Here is a 19,579-nt window from a genome sequence, read left to right on the forward strand (position 1 = left end):
TTAGTTGAGGCCGTGCCCGCAGAAAGCGAAGTAATTAGTCGGAGCATTACCAATATACATCAAACATTTCAAAATAACTACTTGGCTTAACGCAGTCATTGCACTGATTTTATACTTTCTTAACTTAGAACAAAAGCAAAAGCACTCGATTAGAAATATAGCAACTGGAGCGAGTTAACTAAGATAAAGGAATCACGGTAAACTTACGAACCGACGATGACTTATCGTAAGGTGATTCATGAAGTCGCCTAGTTTCTGGGCGCTGGAGCTGGACGCGGCTCACGCCCATATTTATCCACATGGGTTAACTTTTAATTTCCTAGACAATTAAAAAAGCTAATCTCCGTCGTGCAGAGAATAGCTTTTTATGATTGTTATTTAATTTTGGAAAATACCGTATGAATCGCGTTAATTGTTTTCTCAATATCTTCATCCGTATGAGCGGTTGATAGGAATAGGCCTTCAAACTGTGATGGAGGCAAAAATATTCCTTCTTCAATCATCCCTTTATAATATTGAGAGAAATAATCTAGATTGGAAGTCTGTGCTGTTGCGAAATTAGTCACATCTTCATTGGTAAAGAATACCCCAACCATAGAACCAGCACGATTAATATGCAATGGAATATTATATTTAGTTGCAGCTTGGGTGAAGCCTTCCACTAATTGGTCAACCTTCTTATTAATCTCCACGTAGGTTTCATTGGTTAGTGCTTTTAGTGTTTCAATACCTGCAGTCATCGCTAATGGATTCCCTGATAACGTTCCAGCTTGATAGATAGTTCCTGTCGGAGCAACTTTTTCCATTATTTCTCTTTTCCCACCATATGCACCTACAGGAAGACCCCCACCAATTACTTTTCCAAGGCATGTCATATCAGGAGTAACTGCAAAATGTCCTTGTGCACAATGATAGTCAACGCGGAATCCTGTCATAACTTCATCAAATATTAGAACCGTACCATTATTTTCTGTAATCGTCCGTAGCTCTTGTAAAAAGTTATTACGTGGAGGTACAACACCCATATTTCCTGAAACCGGCTCAACAATTACAGCAGCAATATCGTCACCAAATTGTTCGAAGGCATAACGAGTACTTTCCAAATCATTATAAGGAACTGTTATGGTGTTTTGTGCAATTGACTTTGGAACTCCAGGACTATCCGGTAGTCCTAGTGTTGCTACACCTGAACCAGCCTTTATTAATAAAGAATCGCCATGTCCATGGTAATTCCCTTCAAACTTTAATATTTTATCTCTTCCCGTGTAGCCTCTCGCTACACGTAAAGCACTCATCGTGGCTTCTGTTCCTGAGTTTACCATTCTTACCATTTCAATAGATGGAACACGATCAATAACGAGTTGGGCTAGTTCATTTTCTACTAAGGTAGGAGCACCAAAGCTTGTTCCCTTTTCTGCCACCTGCTTTAATTTCTCTACGACACGATCATCTGCATGCCCCAAGATAAGTGGTCCCCAGCTTAATACATAATCAATATACTCGTTTCCATCAATATCTTTCATTTTAGAACCTTTGCCAGATTGCATAAAAATTGGTGACATCCCTACAGACTTAAATGCGCGGACAGGCGAATTTACACCTCCAGGCATTAAATCAACTGCTTCTTTGTATGCATCGCTAGACTTGGTAAAGCTTTTCACAAATAATCACCTCTGTTTTTTAACTGATAAAATGCTATTTATTTAACCATTTTGCAACATCTTTTGCAAAATAAGTAATAATCAAGTCGGCACCTGCTCGTTTCATAGAAAGTAACTTTTCCATCACAAGCTCTTCCTCATTAATCCATCCATTCATTGCTGCAGCTTTTACCATCGAATATTCTCCACTAACATTATAGGCAACAACTGGCACATCAAAGTTATTTTTAACATCTCTTACAATATCTAAGTAGGATAGTGCTGGCTTCACAATCAAAAAGTCTGCGCCTTCCTCTACATCGGATTGCGTCTCACGCATTGCTTCCAATCGATTTGCAGGATCCATTTGATACGTTTTTCTGTCGCCAAATTGCGGTGTGCTATCAGCTGCATCACGAAATGGGCCATAGAAGGCTGAAGAATATTTTACAGCATAGGACATAATCGGAATATTTTTATATCCGGCTTCATCCAACGCGCTACGAATGACTGTTACAAATCCATCCATCATGTTAGAAGGGGCGATTATGTCCGCACCCGCTTCTGCCTGTGATACAGCCGTTTTAGCTAACAATTCTAGTGATGCATCATTATCTACATCATGGTTATGAATCACACCACAATGACCATGGGATGTATATTCGCATAAGCAAGTATCAGCTAGCACTAACATCGAAGGAAGTGCCTTTTTAATTAAACGCGTAGCTTCTTGGACAATCCCTTGATCTGTAAATGCACCAGTGCCTTGCTCATCCTTATCCTTAGGTACACCAAACAACATTAATGCTTTTATCCCAAGTTGATCAATTTCTTTTACTTCTCCTAATAATAAATCCAACGATACTTGATAAACACCAGGCATAGATGGTACTTCATTTTTTATATTCTCACCTTCGATAACAAACAATGGATAAATGAGATCATTAGTGTGCAAATGTGTTTCTCTTACCAATGCCCGCATGGAATCCGAACTTCTTAGCCTGCGATGACGTGCAAACCCTTCTGTAGCTTTCATATTTATCTATCCTCTCTTTTGAATATCGTTTATCATACAAGTTATCATACCATCAATAGTAAATTCATTAGGTACTAATATAGATTGAAATCCCACTTGTTTTGCCCGTAGTTCAGTAGTTGTACCGATGCAGACACAGGGTATATGTGGTATGTGAGAAGTCATCTCTACAAATGCTTCAATAGTTGATGGACTTGTAAATGTAAGATAATCAAAGCTATGTTCTTCTAGAATGCTTGATAATTTATCTTTCATCACTTCATTGGAATAGGTTTCGTATACTACGAATGGTGTAAATAATAGATTTTCTGCTTCCAATCGTTTCGGCAAAATATCTCTGGAGCGATTACCTTGTATCAATAAAATTGGGCCAGGATCACTATATTTTTCCAAGAACTCGGTTGCCATCGTATCTGCATTATAGGCTGAAGGTATAAATTGGGCAGCATATCCAAATTGCTTAAGCTTTTCTTCCGTTTTCCGGCCAACCACTGCTATCTTTACTTGTTGCAAATGTATATCGACTTGATAACGATTGACAAGCTTAAAAAAGCAATCAACCCCATTTGAACTTGTAAAGAAGATCCAGGCAAATTTAGAGATAGACTGAAAAAATTCAAAATGATTCTCCCTATCTCTACAAGCAATGCGTAATAATGGAGCTGAAACAGGTTTACCACCTAAAGCCTTTATTTTCTCAGCAAATGATAGCGCCTTAGTTTGTTCTCGAGTGACGAGAATCTTCCTTCCTGATAATGGCAAGGACATTATTTGTCTAGCTCCTCTTTTACTTTTTCAATAATTTCCTTTGCACCTTGATTCATCAGTCTCTCAGCAGCTTCTTTCCCAACTAATTCTGGATCTGTTCCACGAACAACTTCCTTCAAAATCGTTTTCCCATCAGGTGTACCTACAAGCGCGGTCAAGATTATATCATCGCCTTCTAAATATGCGTAGCCACCAATAGGAACTTGACAGCCTCCTTCAAGAAGATGTAAGAAAGTTCTTTCTGCTGTCACTGTACGCGTTGTAGATGCATCATTAATTTTAGAAAGTAATGCACGAAGTTCTTGATCATCTTCACGACATTCGATAGCTAAAGCGCCCTGTCCAACTGCAGGAACGCAGACATCTGGCTCTAAATATTCTGTAATTAGTTCTTCACTCAAACCGACACGTTTGAGCCCGGAAACAGCTAAAACAATCGCATCATAATCTTCTTCCTTTAATTTTCGAATCCGCGTCTCTATATTTCCTCTGATCCACTTAATACTAACATCTGGACGTGCAGCTAATATTTGTGCCGCTCTACGTAGACTACTAGTACCAACAATCGCCCCTTTCCTTAAATCATGAAGCATAACATTCCCTTCCGAAATAAAGGCATCACGATGATCCTCACGCTCTGGAATGGTTGTAATCACAAGACCATCTGGCATTTTAGCTGGCATATCTTTCATACTATGTACAGCTAAATCGATTTCTTTATTATACATAGCTTGTTCAATTTCCTTAACAAAGAGTCCTTTTCCCCCTACCTTTGATAAGGTAACGTCTAAGATGCGATCACCTTTTGTTACAATTTTTTTTACTTCAAACTCATTTTCAACTCCAGCTTGTTTTAATCTGTTAATCACCCAATTCGTTTGCGTTAATGCTAGATTACTTTTTCTTGACCCAACAACAATTTTACGCACTGTAACTTCCTCCTTAACGACTAAAAGTGAAAATTTGATAAGGTGCTAAATAAAAAGAAATTAATTAATAAAATAAGAAACGCTGCGGTATTATACATTGCTGTCACCTTACCTTTATACCCTTTTAGTAATCTTAAAATCAAGTAAATGATATATATAGCGAGTACAAAGAAAGATCCGATCGTTTTCAAATCAAACCAGTAGAATTCTGCGTTTGACACATATGCCCATACCACACCTAAAATAATAGCAATTAGTAATAATGGAACACCAATTGTTACTGCTTTAAATGAATAATCATCAAGTCTATTTAAATCCCCAAATCTCCACATCCATTTAAAGCCTTTTTTCCGCTTCAGAAGCTGATATTGAATGATATACATTAACGATAATAGAAATGAAAATGTAAAGAAACCATAGGAAATGATGGCAACCGTGATATGAGCAACTAATATCTCATGAACAAGCTGGATACCATGTGTTTCTAAATTTGCCTGTGCATCCAATAGTAAATATAATAATAAGATAAAAAAACTGAAGACATTTGTAAAAAAGACGATAAAATGAATAGGAAATAATTTGTTCGCAATTAACGAAATCGTAACTAAGACCCATGCATAAAAAAACAAACTATCATTTAACGTAATGATTGGAAAGTTATGTTCGATTAGTACTTCGTACAATAAAAAAACGGTTTGTATAACCCAAACCACACTAAGCAACCAGAAGGCAGCTCGATTGACCTTCCGGTTGTCCTGAATAAAATCGATAAAATATCCAATCAAGCTCAAACCATAGATAATCAGTATGAATTCATAAAGCCATTTTAGTTCAATCATACGTGAAATCCTTTCATTATAAAGTTGTTATCTTATCCAACAACGGAAAGGATACCTCTTTCTTCTTGATTGCTGTAACCGAATCATTTTTTTTTGCCTGCTTTGCATATTCAGCTTGTACCTCATCTTCAATTCCAAAAATATCAATGAATAACTGCAGTGTGTCATCAGCATTATGACCAGCAGCTAATTCCTTTACTTGCGTAACAGGTTCTTTCAGAAGTTGATTAACAATGCTTTTAGTATGCTTGTTAATAACTTTCTTTTCTCTTTCTGTCAAATCAGGAATTTTACGTTCAATGCTTTTTACCGTTTCCGCTTGGATGGAAAGTGCTTTTTGCCTTAAAGCCGATATTACTGGAACTACACCAAGTGTTTTAAGCCATTCTTTAAATGATACAATCTCAGCTTCAAACATTAACTCAATTTGTTCGGCAGCATTTTTTCTAGCTTCTAAGTTTTCATCCACGATATGCTGCAAATCATCAATATCATATAGGAAAATATTATCCATCTGACTAATAGCAGGATCTACGTCTCTTGGTACAGCAATATCAACTAAAAACAGTGGGCTACCCTTACGTTCTTTTTGTACAGGTTCAACCATGTCTTTCGTCAGAATTACGGAATCTGAACCTGTTGAAGTAATTACAATATCCGCACTTTTTAATACATGTGGTAAGTAATCCATTGATTCAGATTGTGCAGAAAATTTTGTTGCAAGTACTTCTGCCTTTTCCTTTGTTCGATTAACAACTGTAATTTGCGTTGCGCCAGAGCCTTGGAGGTTTTTGGCAGCAAGTTCCCCCATTTTCCCTGCTCCTAAAATGACTACATGTTTATGTTGTAAGCTGCCGAAGATTTTTTTTGCTAACTCTACTGCAGCATAACTAACAGAAACTGCGTGTTCGCCTATAGACGTTTCCTTTTGTACTCGCTTACCAAATGTAATAGCCTGCTTGAACAATTCATTAAAAATGGTACCTGTTGTTTCCATTTTTTGAGCAGTTAAAAACGCTTGTTTTACTTGTCCCAAAATTTGTGTCTCACCTAAGACCATGGAATCTAGCCCTGTGATTACACGAAATAAATGCTCCATCGCACCATCATCTTCTGTTATTCGTAAAAAGGGTGCGAACTCGTTCTTATCTACTTGAAACCAGTCCGCTAAAAATTGCTTAATATAATAGCGGCCTGTGTGAAGTTGATCAACTACAGCATAAATCTCGGTACGATTGCATGTGGAAACAATCACATTTTCCAGAATGCTCTTTTGTTTCTTCAACGTAACCATAGCATCATGAAGATCTTCTTCTGAAAATGCAAGCTTCTCCCTTATTTCTACAGGGGCTGTTCTGTAATTAAACCCAACTTTTAAAATATGCACACTATCTACCCCCAAAAATCCTAGCTAATCCATACGTACTTTAAATAGAAAGTTTTACTTAATAATTAGTATAAACTAAAACCTTTGCTAATTTCCATTATAACATGATTATTTATTTACAATTTCTTTAAATGTGAACATAATCTGAAACAATATGGTAGAGTAATTATAGGATTATTAACACGAATGTACTTTATCATAATGGCATAAAAGAAGCAAGAATCTGAAATGCAGCTACATGAGGTGAAAGCTTGAAAAAACAACAAACTTTAACTGCTTATTTACTAATTGGTATCGGTGTGTTTTTTCTATTACAACAATTAAACATCCCCATACTATCTAATTTTTATTCATGGCAAACAATAATCATTCTAATTGGGCTTGTATTACTTATCCATAGCTATGTTACAAAAAGTTATCAAAATTTATTTACTGGTACAGTAATCTTAGGATTAGGTATACATTTTTATGGGATTGCTTATTATTCCTTTTGGATAGATCATTGGGCCATGTATCTCCTTATCGTGGGTATAGCATTTATCATCCGCTATTTACATACGAAAGAGGGAATCATTCCTGGTTTATTACTTATTGTTTTTGCTATTATTATGCTTTTTTCTATTCAACTGCCGGTTTGGTTTAATTGGATCTATATCGTTGTAGAATATTTAGAACGATTTTGGCCAGTTATTCTTATTGTCTTAGGCTTGTATCTATTGAAAAGGAAAAAGTAAGTCTAGCCTAAAAAAAAGACATCTGCATTAGTTTAAGCAAATGTCTTTTTTTCATACGTTGTTTTATAATACAGAGCTCAGAAAGGCCTGTGTCCTTTTTTCTTTTGGATTATCAAATAATTCATTTGGGCTGCCAACCTCAATAATTTTACCTTCATGCATATAGACAGCCCAATCAGCAACCTCACGGGCAAATCCCATTTCATGTGTTACAACAACCATAGTCATCCCCTCTTCTGCCAATTCCTTCATTGTTGCTAAAACTTCTCCCACCAATTCAGGATCTAGTGCGGAAGTTGGTTCATCAAACAGCATGACATCCGGTTTCATTGCTAATGCTCTAGCAATTGCCACACGTTGTTTTTGACCACCAGATAAAGTGGAAGGATACACATCATACTTGTCTCCTAAACCAACTTTCTCTAATAAATATTTCCCTTCTTCTATTGCCTCCTGTTTCGTTTGTTTTTTAACCTGGATGGGAGCCTCGATAACATTCTGCAACACCGTCATATGTGGAAATAAATTAAAGTGTTGAAACACCATACCTACTTTTTGTCGTATTTTGTTTAGATCATGGGTATCCTTTTCAATTTGTTCTCCCTCAATGATTATTTGTCCACTGTTTTTTATTTCTAAAAAGTTCAAGCAACGAAGTAGCGTGCTTTTACCAGAACCACTAGCACCAACTAGAACGACAACATCACTTTCCTTTACCGTTAAATTTATATTCTTTAAAACATGTAAGTTGCCAAATGATTTATTTAACTTATTAACTTTAATCATTTCTTGGTTGTTCAATGTATCCATTTCTTTCCTCCTCTAATTAATCACTACGTGCGAGCTTTTTCTCAGTTAGATTCACCACATAGGTTAGAATGAGTACAATCAAGAGATAGTAGATTGCTACAGTTAAATAATATGGTAGATAATCAAAGCTATTCGATCCCATCGTACTTGCTACTCCAAATAAATCCTGCATTCCAATAAAAGAGACTAAGGAAGAATCCTTAATACCTATGATAAATTGATTTCCCAAAGAGGGAACTGCTCTGCGAAAAGCTTGCGGGAGAATAATTCTTCGCATCGTTAATCCTCTGCTCATCCCCAGTGAGCGACCAGCTTCACGTTGTCCTTTATCAATTGACTGGATAGCACCTCGGATAATTTCAGCAATATAAGCACCACTATGAAAGGCTAAACCGGCTGCTCCTGCCCAAAACATTGGTATAAGTAATATATCAGTAAGACCATAAAAAAGAATAAAAATTTGCACAATAAGTGGAGTACCTCTTACTATCCAAATATAAGCATCCGCTATCCATTGCAGTATTTTTATATTTGAAATCTTCAATATTGCAAAAAACAAACCAATGATAAAGGCTATTAATAAAGAAACAACAGATAGCTTAATCGTTATCCATAGTCCATCTAAAAATACATCTATGCTCCCTGTAAAAATCTCAAAAAAGTGTGTGATTGCTGACAAATCATATTTCCCTCCCTTAAAGATGGAAGTGTGCGCAACTTTTTGCGCACACTTGTAACCTTCTGTATCCTATTCTATTATTCAACAAACAGCTTAATCCACAGTTTCTGGTTTTTGTGTAATGTCACCACCAACCCATTTTTCAGAAAGCTCTTGAAGCTCTCCATTTTCCTTCATTTCCTGTAATGCCTCATTAACCGCCTTTAATAACGCATTATTGTCTTTTCCAATAGCAATCGCTTGTTCGCTTACTCCAAGCTGACCTCTATTTTCTATTTTTAACCCATTATCAATCGCAGTTATTCCCGTGACATCGTCCGTTATGACAGCATCATGATGCCCTTTTGCCAAAGATTGTAAGGCTACTACATCACTATCAACCTGTGGAATGTTATCTGTATATTCCGTTGCCATTTCGATATATGTCGTTCCTCGCGCAACAGAAACCTCTTTGCCTTCAAGATCCTCAGGTGCTTGAATTTCACTGTCTGGCCTAGTATAAATTACTGGACCTGAATAATAATAAGGTTGGGAGAAATTAACCTGCTTTAAACGTTCCTCTGTTATCGTATGACTGGCAACCGCTATGTCGTACCTTCCTTCTGTAACTCCTGTAACGATCCCAGAGAATTTTGCACGCTGTGGATTGGGTTCTAATCCTAATTTATTAGCAATTGCCTTACCAACAGCAATATCATAGCCTACCATCTTCGTCCCCTCCATGTAACTGAAAGGTTTAAATTCTCCAGAAGCAGCAAATGTAAGCTTTCCATCCTCTACAAGCCAGAAGGCATTTTTTTCACTTTCTGAATCACCCTCTGATGAAGTTGAACCTTCATCTGACCCACAAGCAGCAAGAAACAACATTAATAAAAAGACAAATATTGTAATATTCAGTTTTTTCAACAGGTAAACACCCTTTCTAATTCTTAGTGAATTGCTCAGAAGAGATCGCATTTTTCTTAATTGCGCACCAATAAGTAAAATTATAACAATGTTAATGATTAATCACCAATTGGCTATAGGCGAGTCTCATATCTTTAAAGAACAAATGAATATTCTATCAGGTTATAACTCTATTTCTCTTACACATACCCATAAATACTAAGTTATACTCCTGAATTCTAAAAATTTAATATTATTTCATTTATTGTTTATAATAAAGATATTTTAAACTTCCTTTCCTGTAGGAAGTTTAGTAGGACATCCCTTTTGCAAAAATGAAAGTGAAGAAGCTCGTTTTATTATTCGGAATCGAGGTCCTTCGTTTCCCTCTTACTATAACTTCTAAATAGAAATAGTGGGCAAAATCATCCGTTCGATGACTTTACCCACTTATCTTCGTATGTTTATCTGAATTTCTTTTGTCTTACCTGCATTTATCTATTGACCGATATGATTCCTAATAATTGACCATGCCTGATCCTTTCCCTCTCCAGTTTCGGCTGAGAAAGGTAATAAAACATCATCTGATTCCATTTGTAGTACAGACTTTGTCCGTTTGATATGTTTGGCACGTTTACTTTTAGGTACTTTATCCAATTTGGTTGCAATTACAATGACTGGTAACTCATAATGTTTAAGATAATCATACATTTGAATATCATCTTTTGTAGGTTCATGACGGACATCCGTAATAAGAAGGACTGCTTTTAATGATGAGCGCTTTTCGAAATACTCCTCCATCATTTTACCCCATTTTTCTCGTTCTTTTTTTGATACTTTTGCATAACCATAACCAGGAACATCTACAAAATAGAAACCATTATTTATCTTATAGAAATTAAGTGTTTGTGTTTTACCTGGTTTAGAAGAAGTTCGAGCTAAATTTTTTCTGTTAATTAATTTATTAATGAAGGACGATTTTCCAACATTAGATCGCCCCGCCAAGGCAATTTCTGGGAGGTGATCATTTGGGTATTGTTTTTCACTTACAGCACTAATTACTATTTCAGCGTTTATTACTTTCATTCTTCTCCCCCACTAACGCGTGTTCTAATACTTGATCTAAATGACGAACAGGTATAAACCTTAAATCATTCCGAACACTTTCAGGAATGGATTCAATATCTTTCTCATTTTCCTCTGGAATGATTATCGTTGTTATACCTGCACGATGAGCACTTAAAGACTTTTCTTTAAGCCCACCAATCGGTAATACTCGTCCTCTTAATGTAATTTCTCCAGTCATTCCAACTTCCTTCTTTACCGCTCGTCCAGTTAACGCAGAAACTAACGCAGTTGCCATCGTTATACCTGCGGATGGACCATCCTTAGGGGTTGCGCCTTCAGGAACATGTATATGAATATCACTATTTTCATGAAAGGAAGGATCTATATTTAATTCCTTGGATCGAGACCGTATATAACTAAATGCTGCTTGAGCGGATTCTTGCATAACATCACCGAGTTTTCCAGTAAGTGTCAATTTCCCTTTACCAGGATAATGAGATACCTCAATTGATAACGTGTCTCCCCCAGCTGCAGTATATGCAAGACCTGTTGCAGTCCCAATCTGATTCTCTTGCTCGATTAACCCGTAACGGTACAATGGTTTTCCTAATAGTGTTTCAATACTATTATTAGTAACAATTACACGTTTCTTCTCTTCGGAAATAATAATTTTAGCTGCCTTTCTACAAAGGGTAGCCAATTGTCTTTCTAAATTACGTACTCCTGCCTCTCTAGTGTATGTACGTATTAATTTTAAAAGTGCATCATCGCGGATTTGTAAATTACTTTTCTTCAACCCATTTTCTTTTAACTGCTTCGGCAATAGATGCTGCTTCGCTATATATTGCTTTTCGACTTCTGTATATCCGGCAATAGAAATTAATTCCATTCGATCTAATAATGGCTCAGGAATATTATTTACATAATTTGCTGTTGCTACAAATAGTACATTGGAAAGGTCATAAGTCTCTTCAATAAAATGATCACTGAAATTGCTATTTTGCTCTGGATCAAGCACTTCTAACATTGCAGATGAAGGATCACCACGGAAATCATTTGACATTTTGTCTATTTCATCTAATAAAAAAACAGGATTTACCGTTTTTGCCTTCTTCATTCCTTGAATAATCCTACCGGGCATGGCACCAATATAAGTGCGTCTATGTCCTCTTATTTCAGCCTCATCCCTAACTCCTCCAAGGGAAATTCGAACGAAATTTCGGTTTATTGATCTAGCAATGGATTTTGCTAATGAGGTTTTCCCAACCCCAGGTGGTCCAACTAAACACAATATAGGTCCTTTTATTGAATTGGTTAATTTTTGTACAGCTAAATATTCTAGTATTCGTTCCTTTACCTTATCAAGACCATAATGGTCTCTATCTAATATTTCCTCTGCATATTCAATTTCGATCGTATCCTGTGTTTTTTCTGTCCAAGGTAATGATAATAACCATTCTAGATAGTTGCGGATTACAGAACTTTCAGCAGAACTTTGTGGTACTTTTTCATACCGGTCTAATTCTTTCCATGCAACATCCCTAATATTATCTGGCATATCTGATTGATCAATTTTTTCTTTTAACTGACTTACCTCACCTGACTTACCATCTTTTTCACCTAATTCTTTTTGAATAGCTTTTAGCTGCTCACGTAAATAAAATTCTTTCTGTGTTTTTTCCATAGATGTTTTTACACGTTGTCCGATTTTCTTTTCTAAATCAAGGACCTTCTTTTCATTTGAAATTATTCGAACTAACTGCTTTAATCTATCCTTTACATTTGTTGTTTCTAATAGCTCTTGCTTTTCTTTTATTTTCAAGGATAAATGCGAGGTAATCATATCCGCTAATCTCCCAGGTTCTTCAATATCGGAAACGATGTCGAAGGTTTCATGAGTGAGTTTTCTAGATACTTTAATGTATTGCTCAAATTGGTTTAACAGTGAGCGCATGAGGGCCTCTTCCTCATGATAGTCAGTTTGAATATCTTCTAACTTTTTGATTTCGACCACGAACTCTTCGTTTTGTTCCACATAACGGACTATTTCTCCACGATAAAGTCCTTCGACTAATACACGTATTGTTCCATTTGGAAGCTTTATCATCTGTTTAACCGTAGCTAGCGTACCTGTAGAATAAATATCTTTTGGCTCTGGCTCTTCCAGCCTGTCTTTTTTCTGTGCAGCGAGAAAGATTTCCTGATCATCCATCATTGCTTTCTCTAATGCTGCAATTGATTTAGCACGACCCACATCAAGATGTATTACCATAGATGGAAATACTAAAAGTCCGCGTAAAGGAAGGAGGGGAAGCTGCATGTTTTCTTTTGTCATGATATGTACCTCCAAAACTATGTAATCAATATTTCACATTTTTTCATATGTGCTTAAAGTTTATATAAAAGTCTTAAATTTGTAAATCAATATATCGAATTTGTTTTAGTTGCTATTCTTATGATTCGCTTGCTCAAGATAAATATACAATTCAGTCATGAAAAGAGACTGACTTGGTTACATGAAAACGTGTAATAAAGTCAGTCTCCTTAACATCAGTATTCAACTTAGATTTAATGGTAGGTGTTATGCACTTTCTCGAGGATGCTTCTTATTACCTTCTGTAACCGTACCATCCCTATACACTAATTTAGGGCTTCCATTTTCATCTTGAACAGTTTGTTCAGTTATAATACATTTTTCTATATCTTCTCTTGATGGAAGATCAAACATCACATCGAGCATGATACCTTCAATGATAGAACGCAAGCCTCTGGCTCCTGTCTTTCTTTCGATTGCCTTTGCCGCAATTTCTTTTAATGCGTTTTCTTCAAATTCCAATTCAACATCGTCCATTTGGAATAGCTTCTCATATTGCTTTACGAGAGCATTTTTCGGCTTTGTCAATATTTCCACAAGCGCTTCTTCATCAAGCGGTGTTAAGCTGCCGATCACAGGAATTCTTCCAATGAATTCAGGAATTAATCCATATCGAAGTAAATCTTCTGGAAGAACTTTAGCAAGTAACTGTCCCATTTCAAGCTCCTGTTGTCTTTCGTTGGCACCAAAACCAATAACCTTTTCTCCTAATCGACGTTTCACTACTTGGTCGATACCATCAAACGCTCCACCTACAATAAATAATATATTGGTTGTGTCAATTTGGATAAATTCTTGGTGGGGGTGCTTTCTCCCTCCTTGTGGAGGTACACTCGCTACTGTCCCTTCCAGAATTTTTAATAGTGCTTGTTGAACACCTTCTCCAGAAACATCACGTGTAATTGATGGGTTTTCTGATTTTCGAGCAACTTTATCAATCTCATCAATATAAATGATACCTTTTTCGGCTTTCTCCACATCATAATCTGCTGCCTGAATTAGTTTAAGTAAAATGTTTTCCACATCTTCACCTACATAACCAGCTTCCGTTAAGGATGTAGCATCGGCCATTGCAAAAGGGACATTAATGATACGAGCTAATGTTTGTGCTAAAAGTGTTTTACCGCTTCCTGTTGGCCCAATCATCGCAATGTTACTTTTTGACAGTTCCACATCGTCTACTGTGCTTTTCGGTGTATTAATTCGCTTGTAGTGATTATAAACAGCCACAGATAAATTTTTCTTGGCTTTATCTTGACCAATTACATAATCATCTAATATTTCACAAATTTCTCTTGGCTTCGGGATTTCTTTAAGTTCTGTTTCTTCTTCCGTGCCCAATTCCTCTTCAACAATTTCAGTACAAAGCTCTATGCACTCATCACATATATAAACGCCCGGTCCAGCAACTAATTTACGAACTTGATCCTGGCTTTTACCGCAGAATGAACATTTCAATTGTCCTTTTTCTTCATTAAATTTAAACATCATTTTCACCCCTAAAAGTTTAAATCTACTCCTAAGCTTTTCTTCGTTAGGTTTCAACTTTATAGTCATCATATCAGATCAAAATTAAAATACAAAACAATAAACCTTTTTAAAAGGTTTTTGCTACCCATGTCATCCATTTTCTTCAATGATCTGACATAACCATCAATCATTTAATCATAAAGCTACATATTACCAAGCATCCCATATTTACTTGGAATTTTCAATTTAAAAGTCAGTACATACTATTTATACTATATGTTAGTTCTCTAAATAAAGTCGCTTAATTTATAATTCACCCAAATTCTTTGAGAGTAAATAATGGAAAACAAGGTGCGAACACATCGCACCTTGTTTTAGTATTTGCCTTATCCTACAGTATATAAACCTATCCAATCAAGATTAAACTGTTTTGCTTTGTTCTACAAGGAAATCAATCGCTTTTCTCATTTTCAAGTCACCCTCGATTGCATCCGTATTACCGCCAAGCATTTGCTTAAGTTGTTCTACTTCAGCACCATACATGGATGCCATTTTTTCAAGTTCTTCATTTACATCTTCTTCTGAAACTTCAAGATTTTCCTCATTCACAATAGCTTCTAGGGTAAGATTTGTTTTCACACGTTTCTCTGCGTCTTCTCTCATTTGTTCCTTCAGTGCAGCTTCATCTTGACCAGAGAATTGAGAATACATTTCTAGAGTCATACCCTGCATTTGCAGACGTTGTTCAAACTCTTTAACCATTTGGTCAAGCTCCGTATCAACCATTGCTTCTGGAATATCCATTGCTGCATTCTCACTAGCTTTTTCAATTAATGTTTCGCGTTTTTTGTTTTCTGCATCTTGTTTCTTTTGTTCTAAAAGCTGCTCTTTTTTCTTACTCTTCAATTCTTCTAGTGTTTCAACTTCATCATCTAAATCTTTAGCAAACTCATCATCAAGTTCAGGTAATTCTTTATATTTTACTTCATGAATTTTCACGTTAAAGGTTGCTTCTTTACCAGCAAGCTCTTCGGCATGATAATCTTCTGGGAACGTTACGGTAGCCTCTGTTTCGTCACCTGTTTCCTTTCCAATTAATTGCTCCTCAAATCCAGGAATAAATTGACCAGAGCCGATCTCTAAGGAATGACTTTCACCTTTTCCACCTTCAAAAGCTTCTCCATCAACAAAGCCTTCGAAATCAATAACAGCTGTATCGCCATCTTCAATTTTTCCTTCTTCTTTTATTACTAATTCTGCATGGTGTTGACGCTGATGCTCTAAATCATGATCAACATCTTCATCTGTAACCTCTACAGATTCTTCTTCCACTTCTAACCCTTTATAATCGCCAAGTTTCACTTCAGGCTTAACTGTTACTTTAGCAGTAAATACAAGTGGTTGACCTTTTTCAATAGTTTCAATGTCTACATCTGGTTGAGCTACTGGCTCAATGCCTGTTTCTTCAACTGCTTTCATATAAGCATCAGGAAGTACAATATCAACAGCATCTTGATATAATGATTCTACACCAAATCTTTTTTCAAAGAGTCCACGTGGAATTTTACCCTTACGGAATCCAGGAATTTGCACATCTTTGGACACTTTCTTAAAAGCTTTATCCAATGCTTTGTCAAATTCTTCAACACTTACTTCTATCGTAAGTACTCCTTCATTTCCTTCTTGTTTTTCCCATTTCGCTGACATAAAAATTCCCTCCAAAATCTATTGTGTCCTTCATTTTACACGTTCATTACTAGATAATGATCTAAAAATACAACCATCTTATTATAACATAATTGCATGTCCTTTCAAGCATTTAAAGTGATTCTTATTCCTCAATAATACTTGCATAAAGTGTTTCACACAGCTCAATTTCTTCTATATAATATTTTACTTTCTCATTGTCATCCTTAGAAGTCATTGTATGTATATTTAAATAGTCAGAACCTACCTGCTTTAATGCTTTTGCAATATATTCAGCATCTTCTTCTGGAGGAACTGACGGATATCTAACGTACATATAATGGTGTATTAATTTATAAAGCAATTCAAACATAGAAGGATTCGTTTGTTCAAGCTCACTTATAATAAGTAGAATTTGCTTCGTTACAGGAAGGCTATGTATTTTTCCAATATCACTTGGTTTAACCGTCATTTGTTTATCCCATTTATGTATCTCAACAGCATCCATATCATTTACTTCCTGTAACCACATGAAAATAGCTGACTTGATTACAGGATGGATATCCTTATTTAATAATAAACTGCGGATTCTTTTTGTCGGTTGTGTTTTCAGCTTACGTAAATCCTCAATGAGCTGCCACTGCCTTTTATAATCATCTGAGGAAATGGCTTGCGTTAGATCATCCAAATAAGCTGACGCGTGTTCTACATTTATATCCGCCTTCATTTTACTACTCATATCATATAGCTGTTGAAATTGTTCCTGCATGATAGGTGGAACTGCATTTGTAGCGAATTCAAAATCCACTTGTTCCATAAGTAGATCATACTGATTTGTTTGGAATAGAATGGTTAAGTAAATATGTAAATAATGATAATAATGTGCATCTTTTCGTTTTAACAATTCTTCACATATATCTTGTGCCTCTTGATGGCGACCAAGCTCCATCAAGCAAATAAGTTTACCACTTATGATTTCATAGCTATCTACTTGATAGCTTAATAATTTATCTAATTTCGATAGTGCTTCTGCATATTTCTTCTCTTTGAGAGCCGTTAAGCTTTCCTCTTCCAAAATTGTTCTCCATTTTGGAAAAAGAATGACGTTCTCAGGTAGCTGCTGCATCATCTTCCTCCTTTCTGCAGTTTTAGTATTTATATATAAGATACTAGATATACATTCCCTAAGCAAAGTAATTTAAAACCAAATTTATAAGCAAAGTAATTTCTTTATCAAAATTTATATATATTAAAATAAATCTATAAATATAAATTTATTAAGACGAAAAATTCCAATTTCATTGATCTCTTATTCTTTACCTTCGATTTAAATGAGAGGTACTGTTCGGTACTTACGAAAAAACTACTATGTCATCTCAATCCTAATTCCCTCTACGATGTGTTCCATTCATATTAACAACAGACTTTCAAGTTTACAATATAATTTTTTAAATTTTATATTGTATTTTATTGTTGTCATGTATTGTATGATAATTATATCGGATAATTACCTCTCAGTTTAAACGATACAATTTAGGCAGCTATTCTTTTCATACTGATTTTTTGCGATTCTAATTCTAGTATTTGCTTCAATGAGGCTCAATACATAACTCATTTAAAATAGATAATTTAACTTAAAATCTTGGCATCGATTTACTATTTAAAATCACAGGAATAGAAGGAGTATATAGGTTGAAAAAATTTGTAATCATAACAGCATTCTTTCTCTTCTTCTTATTACTTGTACATAATTACTATTCTAAACCCGGATATTTTGGTTTAATACATCTAGATAAGAAGGAAGATAAACAAGGACAATATATGGTCACATTTCATAAAGTTGGAGATACGGAAAAGGTAACATTAGACTTAAGTGACTCTAAGATATTAATTAGAAATGAAGAGGTTATACCAATCGCTGAAAGCTGGAAGGATATTAAGGAAGACAATACGTATCATGTAAGCATGGAACAAAATAGGTTTCCATATAATAAAATTTTCGATACTCATACAATTGAAGTTTTCTATATGGATTGAGTAATGTAAGGTAATTCTGTCCTCATCAAACTTAGAAATAAGTATAAGAACACTAAACCGTTATTTACTATAAAAAAAGTAAAGCACCAAGCCTTAAGACTGGATGCTCTATCCATATCATTAATCCTTATACGCATATATTTAAAGAGCATTTTTATATGTAATAGTCTTTTTTCATTTTTCTCAAGTAAGCTATTTGCCCTATATGGTAAGCATTATGTGTAGCAGCGTTACTAATTAATCCCCACCACTCAGCTTCGACGGGAAAGCCTGTTACACCCATATGTAAACTATCTTCTGTAATTATGTCCTGCCAACGTAAAAGTACTTCCAATAACCGACCTTTAAGCAGCTTAAAACTATCATCCCTTTTTACAGAAAAACTTTTTGAATTATTGTCCAAGGACGTTACGGCATTAAAATTACGCTGTTCATATCTCTGTTGCCATACTTCATTCCAATAAATAAGGTGTTGCACAATCTCTGCTATACTATGACTTTGATCATCTGGCTTCCAAAATGCATCCTCTTCAGATAGATTCTCAACGGACTCCTCAAAAGAAACATACCAGCTTCGATCATTTGCATTTGCTAACAACTGATCTAAGAGAACTGTACTTGCTTGAACCATGTAAACACCATCCCTAACTATAAATATGAAAACCTAACCATTTAAGCTCTTTAATCATATTTACTTTCATTATAAATAGCATACACTCACTACAATAAGTATAATAGTCATTATTCCACTTGCTTCTTAAAAGTACCTACCAGAAGGAGAATGAGCCCTAATAGGAAAAATAACGGAAATAAGTACCATATAATCAATGCCGCCCAACCATTTTCAACAATCCTTGCATATGTCAATCCGATCGCAAAGGATAAAAATGGAGCCAGCACTGTCATAACCATGATTCCGAAGTAGATATATTTTCTTTTTATTGACTTACCTTTGCTAAGTAAATAAGTGGTAACCAAACTTAAAAGTGAAAGTAAATAGCCGAAGCCGATTGCCATAATGAAGCAAACTCTCTTGACTAAATTCAATCGATTGAAAAACTCATTCGGTCGATTAAATCATGTGAATTTTCCGAATATAAAATAAGCAGTATTATAAAATATTATCACGTTTTTATTACTTACGTTACATTATACTGTATTTTCACTCAACATCAAATACTTTTTACATAGAACACCAATAACATATAATGATTCAGCTATTTCAAAACTTAATCCT

General features: G+C 35.4%; 18 protein-coding genes. 2 read left to right on the forward strand and 16 right to left on the reverse strand.

The window, feature by feature from the left end; translation table 11 throughout:
• Window positions 1–374 precede the first annotated feature (374 nt).
• Genes hemL through hemA form a run of 6 tightly spaced genes read right to left on the reverse strand, consistent with a single transcriptional unit; the run spans window position 375 to window position 6,599 of the window.
• Window positions 375–1,661, reverse strand: a complete 1,287-nt coding sequence (gene hemL, locus JUJ52_RS19780; RefSeq protein WP_026681299.1) for a glutamate-1-semialdehyde 2,1-aminomutase — start codon at window positions 1,659–1,661, stop codon at window positions 375–377.
• 34 nt (window positions 1,662–1,695) lie between these two features.
• On the reverse strand, window positions 1,696–2,676 hold the full coding sequence (gene hemB, locus JUJ52_RS19785) for a porphobilinogen synthase (protein WP_205388681.1): 981 nt from the start codon (window positions 2,674–2,676) through the stop codon (window positions 1,696–1,698).
• 6 nt (window positions 2,677–2,682) lie between these two features.
• The gene (locus JUJ52_RS19790; RefSeq protein WP_121605441.1) at window positions 2,683–3,444 is read right to left on the reverse strand and encodes a uroporphyrinogen-III synthase; all 762 of its coding nucleotides are present in this window, start codon (window positions 3,442–3,444) and stop codon (window positions 2,683–2,685) included.
• On the reverse strand, window positions 3,444–4,373 hold the full coding sequence (gene hemC / locus JUJ52_RS19795) for a hydroxymethylbilane synthase (RefSeq protein WP_026681302.1): 930 nt from the start codon (window positions 4,371–4,373) through the stop codon (window positions 3,444–3,446). The genes JUJ52_RS19790 and hemC overlap by 1 nt, the downstream gene beginning before the upstream one ends.
• A gap of 20 nt (window positions 4,374–4,393) precedes the next feature.
• On the reverse strand, window positions 4,394–5,212 hold the full coding sequence (locus JUJ52_RS19800; RefSeq protein ID WP_026681303.1) for a cytochrome c biogenesis protein: 819 nt from the start codon (window positions 5,210–5,212) through the stop codon (window positions 4,394–4,396).
• 16 nt (window positions 5,213–5,228) lie between these two features.
• The gene (gene hemA, locus JUJ52_RS19805; protein WP_026681304.1) at window positions 5,229–6,599 is read right to left on the reverse strand and encodes a glutamyl-tRNA reductase; all 1,371 of its coding nucleotides are present in this window, start codon (window positions 6,597–6,599) and stop codon (window positions 5,229–5,231) included.
• A 251-nt stretch (window positions 6,600–6,850) separates the two neighbouring features.
• Between hemA and JUJ52_RS19810 the strand changes: the two genes are divergently transcribed.
• On the forward strand, window positions 6,851–7,333 hold the full coding sequence (locus JUJ52_RS19810) for a LiaI-LiaF-like domain-containing protein (RefSeq protein WP_026681305.1): 483 nt from the start codon (window positions 6,851–6,853) through the stop codon (window positions 7,331–7,333).
• A 63-nt stretch (window positions 7,334–7,396) separates the two neighbouring features.
• On the opposite strand, the gene JUJ52_RS19815 is transcribed toward JUJ52_RS19810, so the two are convergent.
• From JUJ52_RS19815 to JUJ52_RS19850, 8 genes are all read right to left on the reverse strand, one after another.
• The gene (locus JUJ52_RS19815) at window positions 7,397–8,119 is read right to left on the reverse strand and encodes an amino acid ABC transporter ATP-binding protein (RefSeq protein WP_205389773.1); all 723 of its coding nucleotides are present in this window, start codon (window positions 8,117–8,119) and stop codon (window positions 7,397–7,399) included.
• 40 nt (window positions 8,120–8,159) lie between these two features.
• Window positions 8,160–8,822: an amino acid ABC transporter permease gene (locus JUJ52_RS19820; RefSeq protein ID WP_026681307.1), complete on the reverse strand. Its 663-nt coding sequence runs from the start codon at window positions 8,820–8,822 to the stop codon at window positions 8,160–8,162.
• 93 nt (window positions 8,823–8,915) lie between these two features.
• On the reverse strand, window positions 8,916–9,728 hold the full coding sequence (locus tag JUJ52_RS19825) for a transporter substrate-binding domain-containing protein (protein WP_205388682.1): 813 nt from the start codon (window positions 9,726–9,728) through the stop codon (window positions 8,916–8,918).
• A 477-nt stretch (window positions 9,729–10,205) separates the two neighbouring features.
• Window positions 10,206–10,793: a ribosome biogenesis GTP-binding protein YihA/YsxC gene (yihA, locus tag JUJ52_RS19830; protein WP_026681309.1), complete on the reverse strand. Its 588-nt coding sequence runs from the start codon at window positions 10,791–10,793 to the stop codon at window positions 10,206–10,208.
• On the reverse strand, window positions 10,774–13,110 hold the full coding sequence (lon, locus tag JUJ52_RS19835; RefSeq protein WP_026681310.1) for an endopeptidase La: 2,337 nt from the start codon (window positions 13,108–13,110) through the stop codon (window positions 10,774–10,776). Before lon ends, yihA begins: the two co-directional genes overlap by 20 nt.
• 246 nt (window positions 13,111–13,356) lie before the next feature.
• Window positions 13,357–14,637: an ATP-dependent protease ATP-binding subunit ClpX gene (clpX, locus tag JUJ52_RS19840; protein ID WP_026681311.1), complete on the reverse strand. Its 1,281-nt coding sequence runs from the start codon at window positions 14,635–14,637 to the stop codon at window positions 13,357–13,359.
• Window positions 14,638–15,039: 402 nt separating this feature from the next.
• On the reverse strand, window positions 15,040–16,326 hold the full coding sequence (gene tig, locus JUJ52_RS19845) for a trigger factor (RefSeq protein WP_205388683.1): 1,287 nt from the start codon (window positions 16,324–16,326) through the stop codon (window positions 15,040–15,042).
• A 124-nt stretch (window positions 16,327–16,450) separates the two neighbouring features.
• Window positions 16,451–17,431 carry a tetratricopeptide repeat protein gene (locus tag JUJ52_RS19850; protein WP_026681313.1) on the reverse strand — a complete coding sequence of 327 codons (981 nt, stop codon included), beginning with the start codon at window positions 17,429–17,431 and terminating at the stop codon, window positions 16,451–16,453.
• Window positions 17,432–17,997: 566 nt separating this feature from the next.
• On the opposite strand from JUJ52_RS19850, the gene JUJ52_RS19855 reads away from it, so the two are divergent.
• Window positions 17,998–18,342, forward strand: a complete 345-nt coding sequence (locus JUJ52_RS19855) for a hypothetical protein (protein WP_205388684.1) — start codon at window positions 17,998–18,000, stop codon at window positions 18,340–18,342.
• Window positions 18,343–18,496: 154 nt separating this feature from the next.
• On the opposite strand, the gene JUJ52_RS19860 is transcribed toward JUJ52_RS19855, so the two are convergent.
• Together JUJ52_RS19860 and JUJ52_RS19865 are read right to left on the reverse strand one after the other, a co-directional pair.
• Window positions 18,497–18,973 carry a DinB family protein gene (locus JUJ52_RS19860; protein WP_166530548.1) on the reverse strand — a complete coding sequence of 159 codons (477 nt, stop codon included), beginning with the start codon at window positions 18,971–18,973 and terminating at the stop codon, window positions 18,497–18,499.
• A 110-nt stretch (window positions 18,974–19,083) separates the two neighbouring features.
• Complete coding sequence (locus JUJ52_RS19865) at window positions 19,084–19,359, reverse strand: hypothetical protein (RefSeq protein ID WP_121605446.1); 276 nt, start codon at window positions 19,357–19,359, stop codon at window positions 19,084–19,086.
• Between the last annotated feature and the right edge of the window lie 220 nt (window positions 19,360–19,579).

The sequence above is a fragment of the Virgibacillus sp. AGTR genome (assembly GCF_016919725.2).
GTDB classification, from domain to species: domain Bacteria; phylum Bacillota; class Bacilli; order Bacillales; family Amphibacillaceae; genus Virgibacillus; species Virgibacillus salarius.